Genomic DNA, 18,850 nt, shown 5'->3' with positions numbered 1-18,850 from the left:
ACTTAAAAAACAGCGACATATCTTGAAAGACACACTCATTTGAATAAACCGGGTGAGGGGGCTTTATTCAAAGGGCGGGGTATCACTTTTACCCGCGTCTTTGATAAGGAAATCAAGGTATGTCACAAGCACCGATTTACGCTTACACCCCGGAAGACGTCACCGCAGCGTTCAACGAAATCACCGCCACACTGTTCAGTGGCAAAACGGCCGAAACACCACCCAAGTTGCTGGTCCCCGCGGGGCTGCAGGGCTCAGGTAAAACCTATCTGCTGGAAAAGAGCCTGTTGCCGTCGAGCCGTTACAGCAATTATGTACGTCTGTACCTGCCCGAATACCGGGAGAAACACCCTCAGTACGCCGAGATGATCAAGCTTGGTGTTTTGCACGCGTACCAGCATACGGAAGCGTTTATCCGTGAGGTCAGCGGCAAGGTCTTCGAGGCAGCGTTCACGCGCAAATACAACATCATCATGGAGTGCGCGTTCGACAGCATCGATTTTGCCGGGCTTGCGTCGTATGCCATACCCGCCGGCTACCAGCTTGAAGCTCACATCGTGGGCTGTAACCAGGCGTTTGCGCACCTGTCGAGCATCAAACGGGCCCTGAGGAGTCTGGAGAAACAAGAACTGGAGCGATTTGTCAGTTATTCGGCACTGGAATCGAGCATGAGTAACGCTCAGGCGATTATCCTCGCGTTCGAGACAGTCGCCAAAGCGGTCAGCGGTTCACAGCTATTTTTGTACGAGCGCGGTTTGGGCGCATTGAATGAACGGACTTTACGAGCACATAGCTCATACTCCAAAGACGCTAACGGGGAGTTGACCATCAACTCTACCGCCGCGCCCTACAGTTACAGTGCCTACAGCACCATCATCAATAATCACGTCTACTCCATGCCGGAGCGAGACGAGATGGTCAAAGAGTGCCACCTGGCGTTGCTCAAGACCGGGACATTTGCCAACCAGGTGCCTGATTTTGTCTACAACGACCTGTACGCCTATATCGTTAAATACGTGTACCGCTAACACCCAGCGTCAAGATTAGATATTCCGTAAGACAAACCGCTGATGATTCGGCTTTTCAAATTGGCGGTTTGTCGCATACTCCTGAAAAACAATGCTGACGTGAGATATCAATGATCGAAGATCGGACCAAAACCACAGCCATCGATGACAGTCGGTTTCGCCTGTTGATCGATGCTGTGATTGACTACGCGATCTACATGATTGATCCCGATGGAATCATTACCAGCTGGAACGCGGGTGCGCGGCGTTTCAAGGGGTATGAGGAGGCGGAAATTCTCGGCCAGCACTTCTCGCAGTTCTACACCGAAGAGGATCGTTTGGCCGGTTTGCCCCAACGCGCGCTGGATACGGCCATTCGGGAGGGGCGTTTCGAGGGCGAAGGCTGGCGCGTTCGCAAGGACGGCACGCATTTCTGGTGCCACGTGGTGATCGATCCGATTATCGACCCGTCGGGCAAGTTGCTCGGGTTTGCCAAGATCACTCGTGATTTGACCGACCGCAAGATGGCCGAAGAAATTCTCAAGCAAAGCGAACAGCAGTTTCGCCTGCTGGTGCAGAGCGTCACCGACTACGCGATCTACATGCTCGCCCCGGATGGTCGTCTGACTAACTGGAACCAGGGGGCGCAACGCATCAAGGGCTACTTGCCCGAAGAGGTCATCGGCCAGCACTTTTCGATGTTCTATACCCCGGAAGACCGCGAGGCTGGCGAGCCAAAACGGACGCTGGACATTGCTGTGCGTGAAGGGCGCTTCGAAAACAAGGGCTGGCGGGTACGCAAGGACGGTACGCGATTCATGGCGCATGTCGTGGTCGACCCGATCTGGGGCGATACCGGCACGCTGCTCGGTTTTGCCAAGATCACCCGAGATATCACCGAAGCGACATTGGCACAGCAGACCCTCGAGCAAACCCGTGAAGCGCTGTTCCAGGCGCAGAAGATGCAGGCCATCGGCCAACTCAGCGGCGGTATTGCCCACGACTTCAATAATTTGCTGACGGTCATTCTGGGTAATCTGGAAATCGTCCGCAAACGCGTGGGGGAAGATCCAAAAATCACCCGACTGCTCGACAACGCGACTCAGGGGGCCTTGCGTGGCGTATCCCTGACCCAACGTATGTTGGCTTTTGCCCGGCGGCAGGAGCTCAAGGCCGAATCGGTTGATATACCCGAACTGGTGCAAGGGATCAGCGGACTGTTGCGCAGCTCCCTTGGGCCTTCAGTGACACTCGAAACTGATTTTTCGCCGGAGCTCGAACCCGTCCTGGCCGACCTCAATCAGCTCGAATTGGCGGTGCTGAATCTGGCCACCAACGCCCGAGACGCCATGCCTCATGGTGGGAAAATTGTCATCAGCACCCGCACCGAAGAAGTCGACGACCCGAGCAGGTGGTCCCTGGTTGCCGGGCGTTATGTCTGCTTGAGTGTTACCGATACCGGGGAGGGCATGGATGCCACGACGCTGGCTTCGGCGATGGACCCGTTCTTCACCACCAAAGGAGTCGGCAAAGGCACGGGCCTGGGGCTGTCGATGGTTCACGGTTTTGTCGAACAGCTGGGTGGGCGATTCTTACTCAAGAGTCAGAAGGACCACGGTACCACCGCCGAACTTTGGTTGCCTGTCGCGACTGGCGGCCCGTGCGACAAAATGGTCGCCGAAGAGAAACCTGCCGTGAAGGTGCCTCGTCTGTGCGTGTTGGTGGTGGATGACGACAGTTTGGTACTGACGAGCACCAGCCTGTTGCTTGAGGACCTCGGTCATCGGGTAATCAGTGCGGCATCCGGCGCACAGGCACTGGAATTGTTCGAGAAGGAGCACGATATTGACCTGGTCATCACGGACATGGCCATGCCGCAGATGAGTGGTGCGCAATTGGCGCAGACCATCCGGAACATGAAGCCGGACGTACCGATCATTCTCGCCACCGGTTACGCCGAGCGGCTGGAAGGCTTCGCGACCAGCCTCCCACGGTTGTCCAAGCCCTATAACCAACTCCATCTGGTGGAAATTATTGCCTCGGCCATGAAATGACGGACGCGCTCACTGTTCAGTGCTGACTCCTGCGTTCTTCTTGAAACCGCGTAAATTCACGGCACACAGGCAAAACTGCAACACGATCAGGGCGTAGGCGTGGGTGTGGTAACCCCAGATCACCCACAAAATATTGCTGACCATAAAGCAGATGAAGCCTGACACCCGGCTTGAAGGTTGCCGCGAACCGATCAACCACGCCGCCATCACCGTGACCAGCATCGCTGGCCATTGCACCCAATCGAGGTAGTCCATCTCCGCTCCTTAACATCAGACCGTTATCTGAGGGACCACGGTGGTGAGGGTCTGTTCGCCTTCGGCAATGCCTGATTCAAACAACCGCCCCCTGTAGGAGCGAGCTCGCTCGCGAAGATCGTCAACGATGACGCGTCTAATCAGGCGAAACGCGGTGCATTCAAGACCATCGCGAGCAAGCTCGCTCCTACAGGGAATGGCATGGGCGCGTTGAAATCCAGCTGAACTTGTCGGTTGACGCTTCTTCTAAACGTTTTCCCTCCCATGCGTGACGCCTGTGCCAAGAATACTGACCGAAACCCCGGCCGAAGAAGCCCTGACCGAACACAACGCCAAGATGTTCGGGTCGCCCAAGGAACGCCTGGATTTCTACCGCCGGGAAATCCAGTACGAAACCAGCATTCTGGCTAATCGCACTGATGCCTATCTGGCGGCACAGTCGTTTCTGGTGATTGCTTTCGCATCCTGCATGTCGAACCTCAACCCTGAGTGGGGGAAGCTTTTCACGCTGGTGGTGCCGCCATTCCTGGCGCTGTTGGGGCTGCTCAGTTCGCTCAATGCCTGGCCGGGTATTCGCGCGGCGTATGACATCATTGATCACTGGCATTTCAAGCAGAGTGAGTTGTTGCGTAGCGAACCTTTGATGGGGCTTGCTTATGACGAATCGCCGTTGTTTAGCGAGATGGAGTCTTCGCATAAGGGGTATCGGAAATCGCTGTTGTTTTCGGTGCGCACGCCGTGGATTTTTGCGACTTTTTGGGTGTTGTTGGGGGGCTATGCGGTTTTTATTCAGGTGACTAATCCTGGTGGGTGATGCGGATCGGGATTGGCCTCCGGGGCATGGCAAACTCAAAAAAAACACCGTCCCCTGTAGGAGCGAGCTTGCTCGCGATGGACCCACAGGCACCACGTTTATCCTGTGGAAACGCGTCATCGTTAACGTCCTTCGCGAGCAGGCTCGCTCCTACACGGGGCTAGGTCGAGCGTTAGCTTCGAAACCAGTAACAGCCGTTATCGAAGAAGCGGATATACACCCGACCCAAGCCAAAATGCATCAAGCCGCCAAATTAGCCGCACTCATTTCCTTCTTGTACTGCGCCTTCAAGCTCTCCATCTGCGCCCCCAACTCTTCCAGCGTCGCTTTCCCCAACAGCTTCTTGGCCTGAGGAAACATCTCCGTTTCTTCCTCTTCAATGTGATGTTCCAGCAACTCCTTGACCACTTTCACCCGACCGGCAAATTCCGGAGTGGACGGATCAGTCACTTTCAGGTCCGGCAGCACCAGCGAATCAACGGTGCGGTGCTCTTCCTTGGCCTCGTAATACATGACGTCCTGTTCCTTGCCTCCCGCCTTTTTATACGCCGGGTACAACACTTCTTCTTCCAGACGGGTATGAATCGTAATCTCCATTTCCAGCTTGGCGAGCAACTCGGTGCGTTTCTTCACACCACGCTCGGTGGATTCGCTCAACTGGGTCAGGATGCCTTTTACGCGTTCATGATCGGCTTTCAACAGGTCTATGGCGTTCATGGTCGAATCTCTCAAATAGTCACGGGGATGAGCGCGAACGGTCTCAAGGCCGAAAGTCGCTGATAGTCCTTGAGCATTTGTCGTGCCGGGTTTCTTCCTTCTAAAACATCCTTGAATATCAATACGTTAAATGCGCTGATGGCGAACTGCGGTCATGCAGGCTGCATGAGTCCGGAATTTGACTCATGCAGTTCGCAGGATCGCGTTTTACCCCTTCGGCAACGACGATTGACCCGTTCGACCATTGATCAGATTCGCCGCTCATGCGACTGAACTCACGGTTCGGCCTCGCTCCCTTAATACAGACAACCGCTGTCTTTATTGACCCACGAGGATGCCGCCATGCGTGCGATGACTTACCACGGAGCCCATGATGTAAAAATCGAAACCGTACCCGACCCCACTATTGAAGCGCCTGACGACATCATTTTGCGCGTGACCGCCACCGCCATCTGCGGCTCGGACTTGCACCTGTACCGAGGCAAGATTCCGACCGTGGAACATGGCGATATCTTTGGTCATGAGTTCATGGGCATCGTCGAGGAAACCGGCTCGGCCGTCACCGCCGTGCAACGCGGTGATCGGGTCGTCATCCCGTTCGTGATTGCCTGTGGCGACTGCTTCTTTTGTCAGAACGAGCTGTACGCCAGCTGTGAAACCACCAACACCGGCCGTGGCGCGATCGTCAACAAAAAGGCCATTCCACCGCCTGCTGCATTGTTCGGTTTCAGCCGTTTGTATGGCGGCATTCCGGGCGGGCAGGCAGAACTGGTCAGGGTGCCCAAGGCCAACACCGGTCCGTTCAAGGTTCCAGGTCTGCTGGCGGACGAGAAGGTGCTGTTCCTGTCGGACATCCTGCCGACGGCGTGGCAGGCCGTACTGAACAGCGGGATCGGGCCGGGCTCAAGCATTGCGATCTACGGTGCCGGCCCCGTGGGGTTATTGAGTGCGGCGTGCGCGAAGATGGTGGGGGCCGAGCAGATTTTCATGGTTGACCATCACGACTATCGACTGGCGTATGCCCAACGCACCTATGGTGTCATCCCGATCAATTTTGATGACGACGATGACCCGGCCGACACCATCATCCGCCAGACCGCGGGCAGTCGCGGCGTGGACGCGGTGATCGATGCCGTGGGGTTCGAAGCCAAGGGCAGCACCACGGAAACGCTGCTCGCCACCCTGAAACTCGAAGGCAGCAGCGGCAAAGCCTTACGCCAGTGTATTGCTGCCGTACGCCGTGGCGGCGTGGTCAGTGTGCCGGGCGTTTACTCCGGGTTTATTCACGGCTTCCTGTTCGGTGATGCGTTCGACAAAGGCCTGACGTTCAAAATGGGCCAGACCCATGTGCAGCGTTACCTGCCGGAATTGCTCGGGCACATTGAAACCGGGCGCCTGCAACCGGAGGCGATCATCACGCACCGCCTGTCACTGGAGCAGGTGGCCGAGGGCTACAGGATTTTCGACAAGAAAGAGGAGGAGTGCCGCAAAGTCATCCTCACGCCCGGCTCGAGCGATGTCCCGGTGACCGAGAGCCTGGAAGTCACCCCGATTCCGGCGTTGTAAATACGCAACCAAGCTTGCCGGCGAAGGCGTTATCAACAACGACTTCGCCGGCAAGCCTGGCTCCTGCGAAAAGCGATCTAAACCCTGCTTTCGTGTTGACGCACTTCGTCCGAGCGCTGGTTGGACATTGGAATGGGTGGAAACTCTTCGTTGAGTAAGCGCAAATGCTCGATCGCTTCCCCGAACTTCAAATCAGCTTTCCTGCGCATCGCCTGATAGCGATCAAACAACTCCCCGTCCATTTTGCCGCTCTCCAGTAACTCAAACGCGCTGCGGCTCAGCGCCTGGGCTTCTTCGAACATCTGACGATTACGCTCCAGAGCGAATGCCCGGCAGGCTTTGATTTGCTCGGAGGTGGAGTATTGAATCATGACCAGTACCTTATTATTCGAGGTCCCGTTTAACAGGTTTCGAGGCCAAAGCGGCGTCGATTCCGGCGAGTCCCGCCGAACAACTGCGAGGCGGGATTAAACGTGTGACAGGCTGGATTACAGAAGAATTTCAATTTTTTGAGTTCGAAAAATCGATAATTCGTCCCCGAAAAATACGGGCACAAAAATCAATTATTTGGATTCTTCCGCCGTTCATACCGGGCAAGCACCGGTTGCGTGCTGACCCCGTGGAGCAGGATGCTCAAGGCGACCACCGACAGCGTCAGGTCGGTGCACAAGGTCGCCACCGACTGGCCAAGCCCGTGGTTCAACGCATAAAACAGATAGAACAGGCTGCCGATCCCGCGTATGCCGAACCAGCCAATCAACACGCGCTGCCGACCGTCGAGCAACCGGCCCCACGGCGTGGCGATAACGCACAGCGGTCGAATCAGGAGAAACAACACGCCCGCGATCACCAGCGCGCGCCAGTCCCAGTGTGCCATCAGCACCACGCCGAGCAGCGTCACCAGGAACACTTCCATGGCCCGTTCCACCAGGCTGCCGAAGGCGAGCATGTCGCCCATCATGATGCCCGCCGCGACCTGGGTGTCTTCAAGGTGTTCGGTATCGCCGTGCACGGCGTGCTGCGGCTCGACGTTCTGATGACCGACCACCGGCTGAACCAGATGTTCGGCGGGCGGCTGCGTGTGGCCGCTGGATTTGGCCTCGACCTGACGCAAGCCGAGGCCTGCGGCGAACACGGATAGAAAGCCATAGGCGTGAATCGCTTCCGCCCCGACATAGGCCAGCGCGATCAGTGCCAGCGCGAGGTAGTCGTTGGGGGAAAGGGTGCTGTCGTCATTCTTGATCCGCAGTGACAACGTCAGTCGGCCAATGCCGCGCCCCATCCAATAGCCCATGAGCAATCCGGCCGGAACTGCCCAAAGCAAGCTGCGCAACACCCAGTCACTCACCCAGCCAGGATTGCCATCGTGCTGCAACAGAAGCAACCCAAGGATCACAAACGGAAAAGCGACCCCGTCGTTGAGCCCGGCCTCACCCGACAGGCCGAAGCGCACGCTGTCGTCATCCCGGGCGTCGTTGACCTGTACCAGGGCCGCGAGTACCGGGTCGGTGGGCGCCAGGATCGAGCCGATCAACACTGAGAGGCCCCAGGAAAACTCGAAGCCGTAGTGCAACAGCAGGCAAACACCGGCAATGGTCAACACCATCACCGGACCGGCCAGGCCGAAGGCAATTCGCCAGGTTTTATCCTGGAGGGGCAAGCGCAGTTTCAAACCGCAGACGAACAACGAAAAGAGCACCGCGACTTCCGTCAGGTGCTCCATCCAGATCGAGGCGTCGCCCGTGTCCAGCTTCAAAAAACCGAGCCCGGCAGGCCCGATGGCGACGCCCAGCACCAGGCACACCGCCGACGTGGTCACGGGCATCCAGCGCAGATACGAGGAGGTCAGCGCCAGCGTCATCAGCACGGCGCCCAACACCGCGACCCATAAAATGAAGCTCATGCCTGATACTCACCGAATGGGTGCCGCGATGCAGGGCCTCTGATAATCAACCGACAGTCGCGCGCAGGTATTCAGGCGATAGCAGGTTGAACCAGACCAGGATCATTTCCACCAGGATAGTCACCAGCACCAACAACCCAACGCCCCAGACGCAAGCGGCGTTCAACAGGCCTTGCTCCTTGCGCTCGTGCATGAACGTGGGCAAACCGACGAACAGCAAAAACGTTGAATAGATCGACGCGGCGCCCAGTACCGTGATCGCCAGCCAACGGCTCGGGTACAGCCCGGCAATACCGGCGAGGAAAAACGGCGTTACGGTGTAGGCCGCAAATCCGATGCACTGATTGACCGTCGGCCGCGCGTCGAAGGTGCGCGACATCCAGCGGATGAACAGCCCCATCAGCGCCACGCCGGCAACGATGGTCACGTACAGCAACACGCAGAGTTGCAGCGCGCTGGCGCTGCTGAGCTTGACGGTTTCGTTTTCTGCCAGGCTCCAGCCGACGTAGGTGGTCCCGATAAACAGGCACACGGCGGGGATCAAGGCGAGCAGCAACAGGTGAGCGAGGTAGTGACGCGGATGCGCTTCTTCTTCCTTGCGGATATCCGTCCACGCGAAGTTCGGTTGGGTAAACAGCTTGACGATAGGTGCGGACATGACGGCCTCCTGATCTGGAGCGGCCCGTGACAGGGCCCCTAAACGTATTGAGGGGCGAGTTTTGACAGGGGTTCACTTTTTTCTGCCCTGAGCGAGACACAGTCCGATAGAGGGAATGTTTACAGCCGCGCAGAGTCAACCGAGCAATTGCACTGTTGCGGATGATTTGCCATGAGCGTCAGCCAATCCGTGGTCGAGTATTTGCGTCAAAACGACTTGCTGCTGACCACCGCCGAGTCGTGTACGGCCGGAAAAATCATCACGCTGCTGGCAGAGGTTCCGCACAGCGGCGAGTTGATCGAATGCGGCTACGTGGTTTATTCCCCCGAGGCGAAGCAACGCTTGCTCAACGTCAGCCCCGAGACGATCGACACCTTCAACCTGACCAGTTGTGAAGTCGCGCGGGAAATGGCCTTGGGCGCGCTGCGCGACAGCACGGCCAACGTCGCGGTGGCAACCACCGGCATCCTCGGTCCGGAAGACGTCGATGGCATTCCGGCGGGCACCATTTGTTTCGCCTGGGCCTATCAGTCCGAGCGGGGCCGCCATGTGTTCAGCCAGCAACAGCAGTTTTCCGGCACGCGTTGCGAGGTGCAGTTATTGGCCGCGGAACATGCGTTGAAGCTGGTGCCGCATTTCCATCAACAGGCGATCGCCGGTGAACAAGGCCAGGGAACGCAACATGAATGATGAATCCGGCGCTACCGATTTCCACAGCCGCGACTATCCCGTGCGAGAAGACATGGCGTATCAGGTCAAGGTCTGGCGATTCGAGCGCTGGGGCTGGTACACCTTGGTGCTGTTGATTTTACTGGCGCTGCTCGGGTTGTTTTCACACGGGCCGCTGAGCACCCGCGACGTTCACGGTGGCGATGGCAAGGTCCGGGTGCAGTACGAGATGTTCCACCGCAACGGCTCGTCCAACCCGATGCAGATCAGCGTGATCGGTGCGCCCGATGCCACGGTCGAGCTGGAACTGAACGGCGCGCTGCTGGATGGCTTCAGCATCGAAACCCTGCAACCGCAACCCGTACGCGCCATCAGTGCCGGCCAAGGCTTGAAGCTGTGGGTGCAGACCGACGCTCAGGGCCAGGCCAACCTCTACCTGACGTTGCGCGGTGATGGGCTGGGGCTGTTTCGCAGCCGCATCGCATCGCCCGGCGCCCAGCCGGTGAACCTGGATCAATTCATTTTCCCTTAGGTGACCTATGGACTCGGTATTGCGCGCGGCGGCGATGTATCTGGCGCTGATGGTGCTGTTCAAGATCGCTGGCCGACGTTCTCTGGCCGAGCTGACGACCTTCGATTTCGTGTTGTTGATGATCATCGGCGAGGCGACGCAACAGGCGTTGCTGGGCAATGACTTTTCCCTGACCAATTCGATGCTGGTGATCGTCACGCTGATTGCCATCGACGTCGGTCTGTCGCTGCTCAAACAGCGCTCGCAATGGGTCTCGCAGCTGATCGATGGCGGGCCGACGATCATCGTCGAGAACGGCAAGGTGCTGCACAAACGCCTGCGCCACGCGCGATTGGTCGAGGCCGACATCATGGAAGCCGCGCGCTCGAGCCAGGGCATCGAAACCCTGGATCAGATCAAGTTTGCGATCATTGAGCGCAACGGCAAGATTTCAGTGATAGCGCAAGAACCGTCGTGAAGCCCCTGCTCAAATACAGCCTGCGGCAGCGGCCTCAGGACTGGCTCAGAGCATCGGTTTGCCGCCGGTAATGCCGTAACGCTGGCCGGTGATGTAGCTGGCTTCGTCCGAGGCCAGCAGCACATAAATCGGCGCCACCTCAACCGGTTGGCCGGGCCGTCCCAGCGGGGTCTGGCCACCAAAGTTCTGCACTTCTTCATCCGGCATGGTCGAGACGATCAGCGGCGTCCAGATGGGCCCCGGCGCCACGCAGTTCACCCGAATGTTCTTCGGCCCGAGCATCTGCGCCAGGCCTGCGGTGAAGTTGGCAATCGCCCCCTTGGTGGTGGCGTAAGGAAGGAGGGTGGGCTTGGGCATGTCCGAATTGACCGAACTGGTGTTGATGATCGAACCGCCCGCCTGCATGTGCTTGAGCGCGGCCTGACAGATCCTGAAAATGGCCGTGATGTTCACATCGAACGTCATCACCCATTCTTCGTCCGGGATGTCTTCGAAGTGTTCGTGGGTCCTCTGGAACGCGGCGTTGTTGACCAGGATATCGATCCGGCCGAAGCGCTCGACGGTCTTGTCGACCAACGCCTGGCACTGCGCTTTCTGCGCAATATCGCCGGGCAACAGCAGGCATTGACGGCCGGCCTGTTCGACCCAGCGCGCGGTTTCCCGGGCGTCTTCATGTTCGTTGAGGTAGGCGACCACCACGTCCGCGCCTTCACGGGCGAAGGCAATGGCCACCGCACGGCCGATGCCGCTGTCGCCGCCGGTGATCAGGGCGATCTTGCCTTCCAGGCGGCCGGAGCCGGTGTAGCTCTGCTCGCCACAGTCCGGGTACGGGTCCATTTTCTGCTGGGAGCCGGGGACCGGCTGGTGTTGTTTGGGGAAGGGTGGTTTTGGATAGTCGTTCATGGGAAATCTCCGGTTTCAAGGCAGAAGAGTCAAAGGGTTGACCCTGGTGTTTTGCCTTGAGTTCGGTTGGATTTCGGAGGCTGTCGAAACGCTTGAATCAAACAGATTACCCTGTGGGAGCGGGCTTGCTCGCGAAGAGGCCGTCACATTCAATATCAATGTTGACTGTCACACCGCCTTCGCGAGCAAGCCCGCTCCCACAGGGAGATGTATCAGGCCTTGAGGTTGAGCAGGCTGCGTTCCATGCGGGCAATACCTTCTTCAAGCAAGGCCCGTGGGCAGCCGAAATTCACGCGCACGAATTGTTTGCTGTGATCGCCGAAATCCAGGCCGGGGCTGAGCCCGACTTTCGCGTGTTCGAGGAAGAACTGCTGCGGATTCTCCAGCCCCAGCGTTGAGCAATCGAGCCATGCCAGGTAGGTGCTCTGCGGCACATTCATCGTGACGCCCGGCAACCGGGTGCGAACGGCGTCGACCAGGTAGTCGCGGTTGCCTTGCAGATACGTCATCAGTTCGGCCAGCCAGGGAGCGCCTTTGCTGTAGGCGACGCGGGTGGCTTCCAGGCCCAGCGGGTTGACGCTGTCGACCATGCCGCAACGGGCGTGGTTGACCCGCTCGCGTACGGACCGGTCCTCAATGATCATGAACGAGGTTTTCAACCCGGCGATGTTGTAGGCCTTGCTCGCCGACATCAGCGTGATGGTGCGCTGGGCAATCTGCGGGCTCAACGTTGCCATGGGCACATGCTTGCGTCCGTCGAAGCACAGTTCGGCGTGGATTTCGTCGGAGATGATCCAGGCGTCCTGCTCCAGGCAGATGTCGGCCACCGCTTGCAGTTCTTCCCGAGGGAACACCTTGCCCAGCGGGTTGTGCGGGTTGCTCAACAGCAGGGCACCGCCGCCGGCCAGGGACTGGCGCAAGGCGTCGAGCCGCGTGGCATAGGTGCCGTCAGCCAGTGTTTCGAAATCCAGCTCAACCTTGTTCAACCCCCAATGGCCCGGTGCATGCCGCAGCGGCGGATAGTTGGGAACCTGCACCACCACGTTCTGTTGCGGCTGGACCAGCGCCTTCAGCGCCATGTTGAAACCGGATTCGACGCCCGGCAGGAAGATCAGCGCCTGGGGCTCTACGCGCCAGGCGTACTTGTTCCAGAGATCGGCAACGATGGCCTCGCGCAAGTCGTCCTGCGCCACGCTGTAGCCGATCATCGGGTGTTCCAGGCGTTTTTGCAGGGCCTGGATGATCACCGGCGGCGCGGCGAAATCCATGTCGGCCACCCACATTGGCAACACGTCGGCCGGGTAACGGCTCCATTTGGTGCTGCCGGTATGGTGGCGATCGAACACCTGATCAAAATCGAAAGTCATGCGCAGTCTCGTAACAGCAGGGTTAGTTATGGCGGCCATGATAATCGCCAAGCCCCGCGGGAGCGAGCCTGCGCGATAACGCAAGAGGCCCGAACACCACAATCTGTGGGAGCGGGCTTGCTCGCGAAGGCGTCGTGTCAGTCGATATAAATGCTGGATCTGCCGGCCCCTTCGCGAGCAAGCCCGCTCCCACAAGGGAATGAGGTGCCCGACGGTCGGCTCTCGTGGCGAATTCGACAGCCCTGTCTAAAATTCAAGTGTCGGTAGCCACGCTGCCGCCACCGTGATTGTCCAGAAAAACCCGGCTTAAGTACCGGGTCATCACCTGATCAGGAGTGCACGATGGACCTCAGCCGTCGTCAGTTCTTCAAGGTCGCTGGTATCGGCCTTGCGGGCTCGAGCCTGGGCGCGCTGGGCATGGCCCCGCCAGCCTTTGCCGAGCAGGTACGCCATTTCAAACTCGCCCACACCCATGAGACCCGCAATACCTGCCCGTACTGCTCGGTCGGCTGTGGCGTGATCATGTACAGCCAGGGCGACAATGCCAAGAATGTCGCGCAAAGCATCATCCACATCGAAGGCGACGCCGACCACCCGGTCAACCGCGGCACCCTGTGCCCCAAAGGCGCGGGCCTGCTGGACTTCATTCACAGCCCCAGCCGTTTGCAGTACCCCGAGGTACGCAAGCCTGGCAGCAGCGAATGGACGCGAATCTCCTGGGATGAAGCGCTGGATCGCGTGGCCGACCTGATGAAGGCCGACCGCGACGCCCACTTCATCGAGAAGAACGCGCAGGGCCAAACGGTGAACCGCTGGCTGACCACCGGTTTCCTCGCGGCTTCCGCGGCGTCCAACGAAGCGGGTTACATCACCCATAAAGTGGTTCGCAGCCTCGGCATGCTGGGGTTCGATAACCAGGCGCGTGTCTGACACGGCCCGACGGTGGCAAGTCTTGCCCCGACGTACGGCCGTGGTGCCATGACCAATACCTGGACCGATATCGGTAACGCGAATCTGATCCTGGTGATGGGCGGCAACGCAGCAGAAGCGCACCCGTGCGGCTTCAAATGGGTGACCGAAGCCAAGGCGCACAACAAGGCGCGCTTGATTGTGGTCGATCCGCGTTTTACCCGGACCGCCTCGGTGGCCGACTATTACGCGCCGATTCGCACCGGCACCGACATCGCCTTCATGGGAGGGCTGATCAACTACCTGCTGACCGAAAACAAGATCCAGCACGAGTACGTGCGCAACTACACCGACGTTTCGTTCATCGTCAAAGCCGGGTATGGCTTCGAGGACGGGATCTTCAGCGGTTACGACGTGGCCAAGCGCGCCTACACCGACAAGTCCGGCTGGGGCTATGAGCTCGGTGAGGACGGCTTCGTCAAGGTCGACCCGTCCCTGCAAGACCCGCACTGCGTCTATCAACTGATGAAGCAGCATTACAGCCGCTACAACATTGAATTGGCGAGCCAGATTTGCGGCATGCCGGTCGACGCCATGCAGAAAATCTGGGAAGAAATCGCCACGTGCTCGCAACCGGGCAAGACCATGACGATTCTCTATGCGCTGGGTTGGACCCAGCACTCGATCGGCTCGCAGATCATCCGCAGCGCGGCGATGGTGCAACTGCTGCTGGGCAACGTCGGCATGCCGGGCGGCGGCGTCAATGCCTTGCGCGGGCACTCCAACATCCAGGGCTTGACCGACTTGGGCCTGCTGTCCAATGCGCTGCCGGGCTACCTGACCTTGCCGCAGGACGCGGAGCAGGACTACAACGCCTACATCGTCAAACGCACGCAAACACCGCTGCGTCCGGGGCAGTTGTCCTACTGGCAGAACTACAGCAAATTCCACGTCAGCCTGATGAAAGCCTGGTACGGCACCAACGCCACCGTCGAGAACAACTGGGCTTTCGACTATTTGCCAAAACTGGACATCCCCAACTACGACATCCTCAAGGTCTTCGACCTGATGGGCCAGGGCAAGGTCAACGGCTATATGTGCCAAGGCTTCAATCCGATCGCCGCGCTGCCTGACAAGAACCGGGTGATGGCGGCGCTGGCCAAGTTGAAATGGCTGGTGGTGATGGACCCGCTGTCCACTGAAACCTCGGAGTTCTGGCGCAACGTCGGGCCGTACAATGACGTGAAATCGGCCGACATCCAGACCGAAGTGATTCGCTTGCCCACCACCTGTTTCGCCGAAGAAGACGGCTCGCTGGTCAACAGCAGCCGCTGGCTGCAATGGCACTGGAAAGGCGCGGACGGACCGGGTGAAGCGCGCACCGACGTGCGGATCATGAGCGAGTTGTTCATCCGCCTGCGTCAGCGTTACCAGGCCAATGGCGGCGCTTATGCCGAACCGATCCTCAAACTGTCGTGGCCGTACAAGATCCCCGATGAGCCTTCGCCGGAAGAACTGGCCAAGGAAATCAACGGCTACGCCACCGCCGACATCACCGATGCCACCGGCGCGGCGATCAAGGCCAACGCGCAACTGGCCGGTTTCGGCCAACTCAAGGACGACGGCAGCACCGCGTCAGGCTGCTGGATTTTCTGTGGCAGCTGGACCGAAACCGGCAATCAGATGGCCCGACGCGACAACAGTGATCCGTATGGCATGAAACAACACCAGGGTTGGGCCTGGGCCTGGCCGGCGAACCGACGGATTCTGTACAACAGAGCTTCTTGCGACCCGCAAGGCAAGCCATGGGACGAGAAAAAGCGCCTGGTGTGGTGGAACGGCAAGGTCTGGGCCGGCACCGATGTGCCCGACTTCAAGGCCGACTCGGCACCGGAAGCCGGGATGAACCCGTTCATCATGAACCCCGAAGGCGTGGCGCGTTTCTTCGCCGTCGACAAGATGAACGAAGGACCATTCCCTGAGCACTACGAACCGTTCGAAACGCCGATCGGGATCAACCCGCTGCACCCGGACAACAAGAAAGCCACCAGCAACCCGGCGGCGCGGATCTTCGATTCGGTGTGGGATAGCCTCGGTGTGGCCAAGGATTATCCGTATGCCGCGACCAGCTACCGGTTGACCGAGCATTTCCACTTCTGGAGCAAGCACTGCAAGCTCAACGCGATTGCCCAACCGGAGCAGTTCGTCGAGATCGGTGAAGTGCTGGCGAAAGAAAAGGGCATCGTTGCCGGCGACAAAGTACGGGTCAGTTCCAAGCGCGGTTTCATCGAAGCAGTGGCGGTGGTGACCAAGCGGATCCGACCGTTGCAGGTCAACAACCAAGTGGTGCATCAGATCGGTATCCCGCTGCATTGGGGATTCACCGGGCTCACGCGTCACGGTTACTTGACCAACACCTTGGTGCCGTTCCTCGGCGATGGCAACACTCAGACCCCGGAATCCAAGTCATTCCTGGTCAACGTGGAGAAAGTCTAAATGGCCAGCCAAGACATCATCGCCCGTTCGGCCACGACTACTTTCCCGTCGTCTGTGCGCAATCAGGAGGAAGTGGCCAAGCTGATCGACACCACCAAGTGCATTGGATGCAAGGCCTGCCAGGTCGCCTGCTCGGAATGGAACGAGCTGCGCGACGACGTCGGCCACAACCACGGCACCTACGACAATCCCCAGGACCTGACCGCAGAAACCTGGACGTTGATGCGCTTTACCGAGCACGAAACCGACGCCGGCAACCTCGAATGGCTGATCCGCAAGGACGGCTGCATGCACTGCGCCGAGCCCGGTTGCCTGACGGCGTGCCCCAGCCCCGGCGCGATCATCAAGCACGCCAACGGCATTGTCGATTTCGACCAGGACCATTGCATCGGCTGCGGCTATTGCATCACTGGTTGCCCGTTCAACATTCCGCGTATTTCGCAAAAGGATCACAAAGCCTACAAATGCACCTTGTGTTCGGACCGGGTGGCGGTGGGTCTTGAGCCGGCGTGCGTGAAAACCTGCCCAACCGGCGCCATCGTCTTCGGCACCAAGGAAGACATGAAGGAACACGCGGCGGAGCGCATCGTCGACCTAAAAAGTCGTGGCTTCGACAACGCGGGCCTGTATGACCCCGAAGGCGTCGGCGGCACCCACGTCATGTACGTGCTGCACCACGCCGACACGCCGAAGTTGTACGCCGGTCTGCCAAGCGCTCCGACCATCAGTCCGTTGGTGGACTTGTGGAAAGGCGTGAGCAAACCCTTGGGCTTGCTGGCCATGGGTTTGGCGGTGCTGGCCGGGTTCTTTCACTACGTGCGGGTCGGGCCGCAAGTGGCCGAGGAGGACGAACTGCCGACCACCGTCGATCCTGCGGTGCATGAAGTCGATCCGTCGGTACACACCTTTGATCCGCGCGGGGAGAACAGACCATGATCCGCCGACAGATCCTGCGCTACACCTCGAACCAGCGCACCAACCACTGGCTGGTGGCGATTTTCTTTTTCATGGCGGCGCTGTCGGGGCTGGCGTTGTTCCACCCGGCGCTGTTCTGGCTGAGCAACCTGTTTGGCGGCGGGCCGTGGACGCGCATTCTGCATCCGTTCCTGGGCGTGGTGATGTTCGTGCTGTTTCTGGGATTGGTGATTCAATTCTTCCGGGCGAACTTCTTTATCAGCAATGACCGCTTGTGGCTGCGGCGCGTCGGGCGGGTGATCCGCAACGAAGAAGAGGGCGTACCCGCGATCGGCAAATACAACCCCGGACAGAAGCTGCTGTTCTGGACCTTGCTGCTGTGCATGCTGGTGTTGCTGTTCAGCGGGTTGGTGATCTGGCGGGTGTACTTCAGCGATTACTTCGGCATTACGTCGATTCGCTGGGCCATGCTGCTGCACGCGTTGGCCGGATTTGTGTTGATACTGAGCATCATCGTGCACATCTACGCCGGCATCTGGATCAAGGGCTCGGTCAGCGCCATGACGCATGGCTGGGTCAGCCGCGCCTGGGCGAAGAAGCACCATGAACTCTGGTACCGCGAAGTGACCCGCGACGAAAACCCCGAGCGGCCGATCAGCAAAAAAGGATAACCCCTTGGCGACCATTCTTGAGCCTGGAGAGATCGAAGCGGCGGCGAGTTCACCGCCGTTTCTGCATCAGCCACCGAACAACTTGTTCACCCTGCGGGCTTTGCGCCTGGAACGCCTGGCCGAGGGCAATCCACTGGCCGATTACTTGAAGTTGGTGGCGGATTTGTGCCACGTGCAGCAGGGTTTGCTGGACGCTCCACCGGTATCGGCCATGCCCGATCCCGAACGCCTGGGACTGTGCCAGCAACATGGCTTACCACCGTTTGCCGCCGACAGCCTGGCGCGCGAGGACGGTTGGTTGCCGTGGCTCGACGCGTTGTTGCAGCATTGCCCGTCACCCACGCAACCGGCGGTCGAGAACGCCGTGGCGACGTTGCGCGGTGCCGACGCCGGGCAACGCAAGGCATGGGCGATTGCCTTGGTCAGCGGTCAGTACGCGCTGGTGCCGGCAGCGTTGGTACCGTTTCTCGGCGCTGCATTGCAAGCGGCCTGGAGTCACTGGCTGCTGCACACGCCAGACCTTGCGTTGAAACCCGGCGACAGCCTCAATCAATGCCCGGCCTGTGGTTCGCCGGCCATGGCCGGGGTGATTCGCCATCGCGGCAAATACAACGGTTTACGCTACCTGGTGTGCTCGCTGTGTGCCTGCGAATGGCACGTGGTGCGGGTCAAGTGCGTGTACTGCGAACAGAGCAAAGGCCTGGAATACGTCAGCCTTGATGACGACCGTCACGCCGCCAATCAGGCACCGTTGCGCGCGGAAGTCTGCCCCGGTTGCCGCAGCTACCTTAAACTGCTTTATCTGGAAAACGACGCCGAGGCCGAAGCGCTGTCGGCGGACCTGACCAGCCTGATGCTGGACATGCGCCTGGAGCAGGAAGGTTACCTGCGCCTGGCGCCGAATCTGTTGCTGGCACCCGGAGGCGACTGAGCTTATCCCTTCAAGCGCAGCGGCTA

General features: G+C 59.2%; 18 protein-coding genes. 11 read left to right on the top strand and 7 right to left on the bottom strand.

Annotation, left to right across the window (positions count from 1 at the left end):
- Positions 1-119 precede the first annotated feature (119 nt).
- Entirely contained in the window at positions 120-1,028 is a 909-nt protein-coding gene (locus ACIPL2_RS03245) for a zeta toxin family protein (protein WP_401352921.1), read from the top strand.
- Positions 1,029-1,138: 110 nt separating this feature from the next.
- Entirely contained in the window at positions 1,139-3,061 is a 1,923-nt protein-coding gene (locus ACIPL2_RS03240; protein WP_401352919.1) for a PAS domain S-box protein, read from the top strand.
- Positions 3,062-3,070: 9 nt separating this feature from the next.
- Here the strand turns inward: ACIPL2_RS03240 and ACIPL2_RS03235 are convergent, their stop codons facing one another.
- Positions 3,071-3,316 carry a hypothetical protein gene (locus tag ACIPL2_RS03235; protein WP_401352917.1) on the bottom strand — a complete coding sequence of 82 codons (246 nt, stop codon included), beginning with the start codon at positions 3,314-3,316 and terminating at the stop codon, positions 3,071-3,073.
- Positions 3,317-3,593: 277 nt separating this feature from the next.
- On the opposite strand from ACIPL2_RS03235, the gene ACIPL2_RS03230 reads away from it, so the two are divergent.
- On the top strand, positions 3,594-4,130 hold the full coding sequence (locus ACIPL2_RS03230; RefSeq protein ID WP_401353362.1) for a hypothetical protein: 537 nt from the start codon (positions 3,594-3,596) through the stop codon (positions 4,128-4,130).
- A gap of 240 nt (positions 4,131-4,370) precedes the next feature.
- On the opposite strand, the gene ACIPL2_RS03225 is transcribed toward ACIPL2_RS03230, so the two are convergent.
- On the bottom strand, positions 4,371-4,847 hold the full coding sequence (locus ACIPL2_RS03225) for a hemerythrin domain-containing protein (protein WP_401352915.1): 477 nt from the start codon (positions 4,845-4,847) through the stop codon (positions 4,371-4,373).
- A 342-nt stretch (positions 4,848-5,189) separates the two neighbouring features.
- Between ACIPL2_RS03225 and ACIPL2_RS03220 the strand changes: the two genes are divergently transcribed.
- Positions 5,190-6,413, top strand: coding sequence for a zinc-dependent alcohol dehydrogenase (locus ACIPL2_RS03220; protein WP_401352914.1), 1,224 nt, complete (start codon positions 5,190-5,192; stop codon positions 6,411-6,413).
- A 77-nt stretch (positions 6,414-6,490) separates the two neighbouring features.
- On the opposite strand, the gene ACIPL2_RS03215 is transcribed toward ACIPL2_RS03220, so the two are convergent.
- The 3 genes from ACIPL2_RS03215 to ACIPL2_RS03205 all read right to left on the bottom strand — a co-directional run bounded on the left by ACIPL2_RS03215 (position 6,491) and on the right by ACIPL2_RS03205 (position 8,974).
- Positions 6,491-6,784 carry a hypothetical protein gene (locus ACIPL2_RS03215; protein WP_401352913.1) on the bottom strand — a complete coding sequence of 98 codons (294 nt, stop codon included), beginning with the start codon at positions 6,782-6,784 and terminating at the stop codon, positions 6,491-6,493.
- A gap of 188 nt (positions 6,785-6,972) precedes the next feature.
- The gene (locus tag ACIPL2_RS03210) at positions 6,973-8,316 is read right to left on the bottom strand and encodes a cation:proton antiporter (protein ID WP_401352911.1); all 1,344 of its coding nucleotides are present in this window, start codon (positions 8,314-8,316) and stop codon (positions 6,973-6,975) included.
- Positions 8,317-8,362: 46 nt separating this feature from the next.
- Complete coding sequence (locus ACIPL2_RS03205) at positions 8,363-8,974, bottom strand: Yip1 family protein (protein ID WP_401352909.1); 612 nt, start codon at positions 8,972-8,974, stop codon at positions 8,363-8,365.
- 171 nt (positions 8,975-9,145) lie between these two features.
- Between ACIPL2_RS03205 and ACIPL2_RS03200 the strand changes: the two genes are divergently transcribed.
- The 3 genes from ACIPL2_RS03200 to ACIPL2_RS03190 are packed head-to-tail and all read left to right on the top strand — an operon-like array spanning position 9,146 to position 10,632.
- A complete protein-coding gene (locus ACIPL2_RS03200; protein WP_401352907.1) occupies positions 9,146-9,664 on the top strand; it encodes a CinA family protein in 519 nt (172 codons plus the stop codon).
- Positions 9,657-10,175, top strand: a complete 519-nt coding sequence (locus ACIPL2_RS03195) for a hypothetical protein (protein WP_401352905.1) — start codon at positions 9,657-9,659, stop codon at positions 10,173-10,175. Before ACIPL2_RS03200 ends, ACIPL2_RS03195 begins: the two co-directional genes overlap by 8 nt.
- Before the next feature lie 7 nt (positions 10,176-10,182).
- Complete coding sequence (locus ACIPL2_RS03190) at positions 10,183-10,632, top strand: DUF421 domain-containing protein (RefSeq protein WP_401352903.1); 450 nt, start codon at positions 10,183-10,185, stop codon at positions 10,630-10,632.
- A 45-nt stretch (positions 10,633-10,677) separates the two neighbouring features.
- Here the strand turns inward: ACIPL2_RS03190 and ACIPL2_RS03185 are convergent, their stop codons facing one another.
- Together ACIPL2_RS03185 and ACIPL2_RS03180 are read right to left on the bottom strand one after the other, a co-directional pair.
- A complete protein-coding gene (locus tag ACIPL2_RS03185; RefSeq protein ID WP_401352901.1) occupies positions 10,678-11,535 on the bottom strand; it encodes a glucose 1-dehydrogenase in 858 nt (285 codons plus the stop codon).
- A 212-nt stretch (positions 11,536-11,747) separates the two neighbouring features.
- Complete coding sequence (locus ACIPL2_RS03180; RefSeq protein WP_401352900.1) at positions 11,748-12,902, bottom strand: MalY/PatB family protein; 1,155 nt, start codon at positions 12,900-12,902, stop codon at positions 11,748-11,750.
- Positions 12,903-13,244: 342 nt separating this feature from the next.
- On the opposite strand from ACIPL2_RS03180, the gene fdnG reads away from it, so the two are divergent.
- The 4 genes from fdnG to fdhE are packed head-to-tail and all read left to right on the top strand — an operon-like array spanning position 13,245 to position 18,824.
- Positions 13,245-16,307 (top strand): formate dehydrogenase-N subunit alpha, encoded by a 3,063-nt coding sequence (gene fdnG, locus ACIPL2_RS03175; protein WP_401352898.1) that lies wholly within the window; start codon positions 13,245-13,247, stop codon positions 16,305-16,307.
- Positions 16,308-17,243, top strand: coding sequence for a formate dehydrogenase subunit beta (fdxH, locus tag ACIPL2_RS03170; protein ID WP_401352896.1), 936 nt, complete (start codon positions 16,308-16,310; stop codon positions 17,241-17,243).
- Positions 17,240-17,893, top strand: coding sequence for a formate dehydrogenase subunit gamma (locus tag ACIPL2_RS03165; RefSeq protein ID WP_401352895.1), 654 nt, complete (start codon positions 17,240-17,242; stop codon positions 17,891-17,893). The genes fdxH and ACIPL2_RS03165 overlap by 4 nt, the downstream gene beginning before the upstream one ends.
- Before the next feature lie 4 nt (positions 17,894-17,897).
- Complete coding sequence (gene fdhE, locus ACIPL2_RS03160; RefSeq protein ID WP_401352893.1) at positions 17,898-18,824, top strand: formate dehydrogenase accessory protein FdhE; 927 nt, start codon at positions 17,898-17,900, stop codon at positions 18,822-18,824.
- Positions 18,825-18,850: the final 26 nt, after the last annotated feature.

The sequence above is a fragment of the Pseudomonas sp. NPDC086251 genome (assembly GCF_044746405.1).
Taxonomy (GTDB): Bacteria; Pseudomonadota; Gammaproteobacteria; order Pseudomonadales; family Pseudomonadaceae; genus Aquipseudomonas.
Note: the sequence above shows the minus strand (reverse complement) of the source record. Positions and strands in the feature narration are given on the sequence as shown.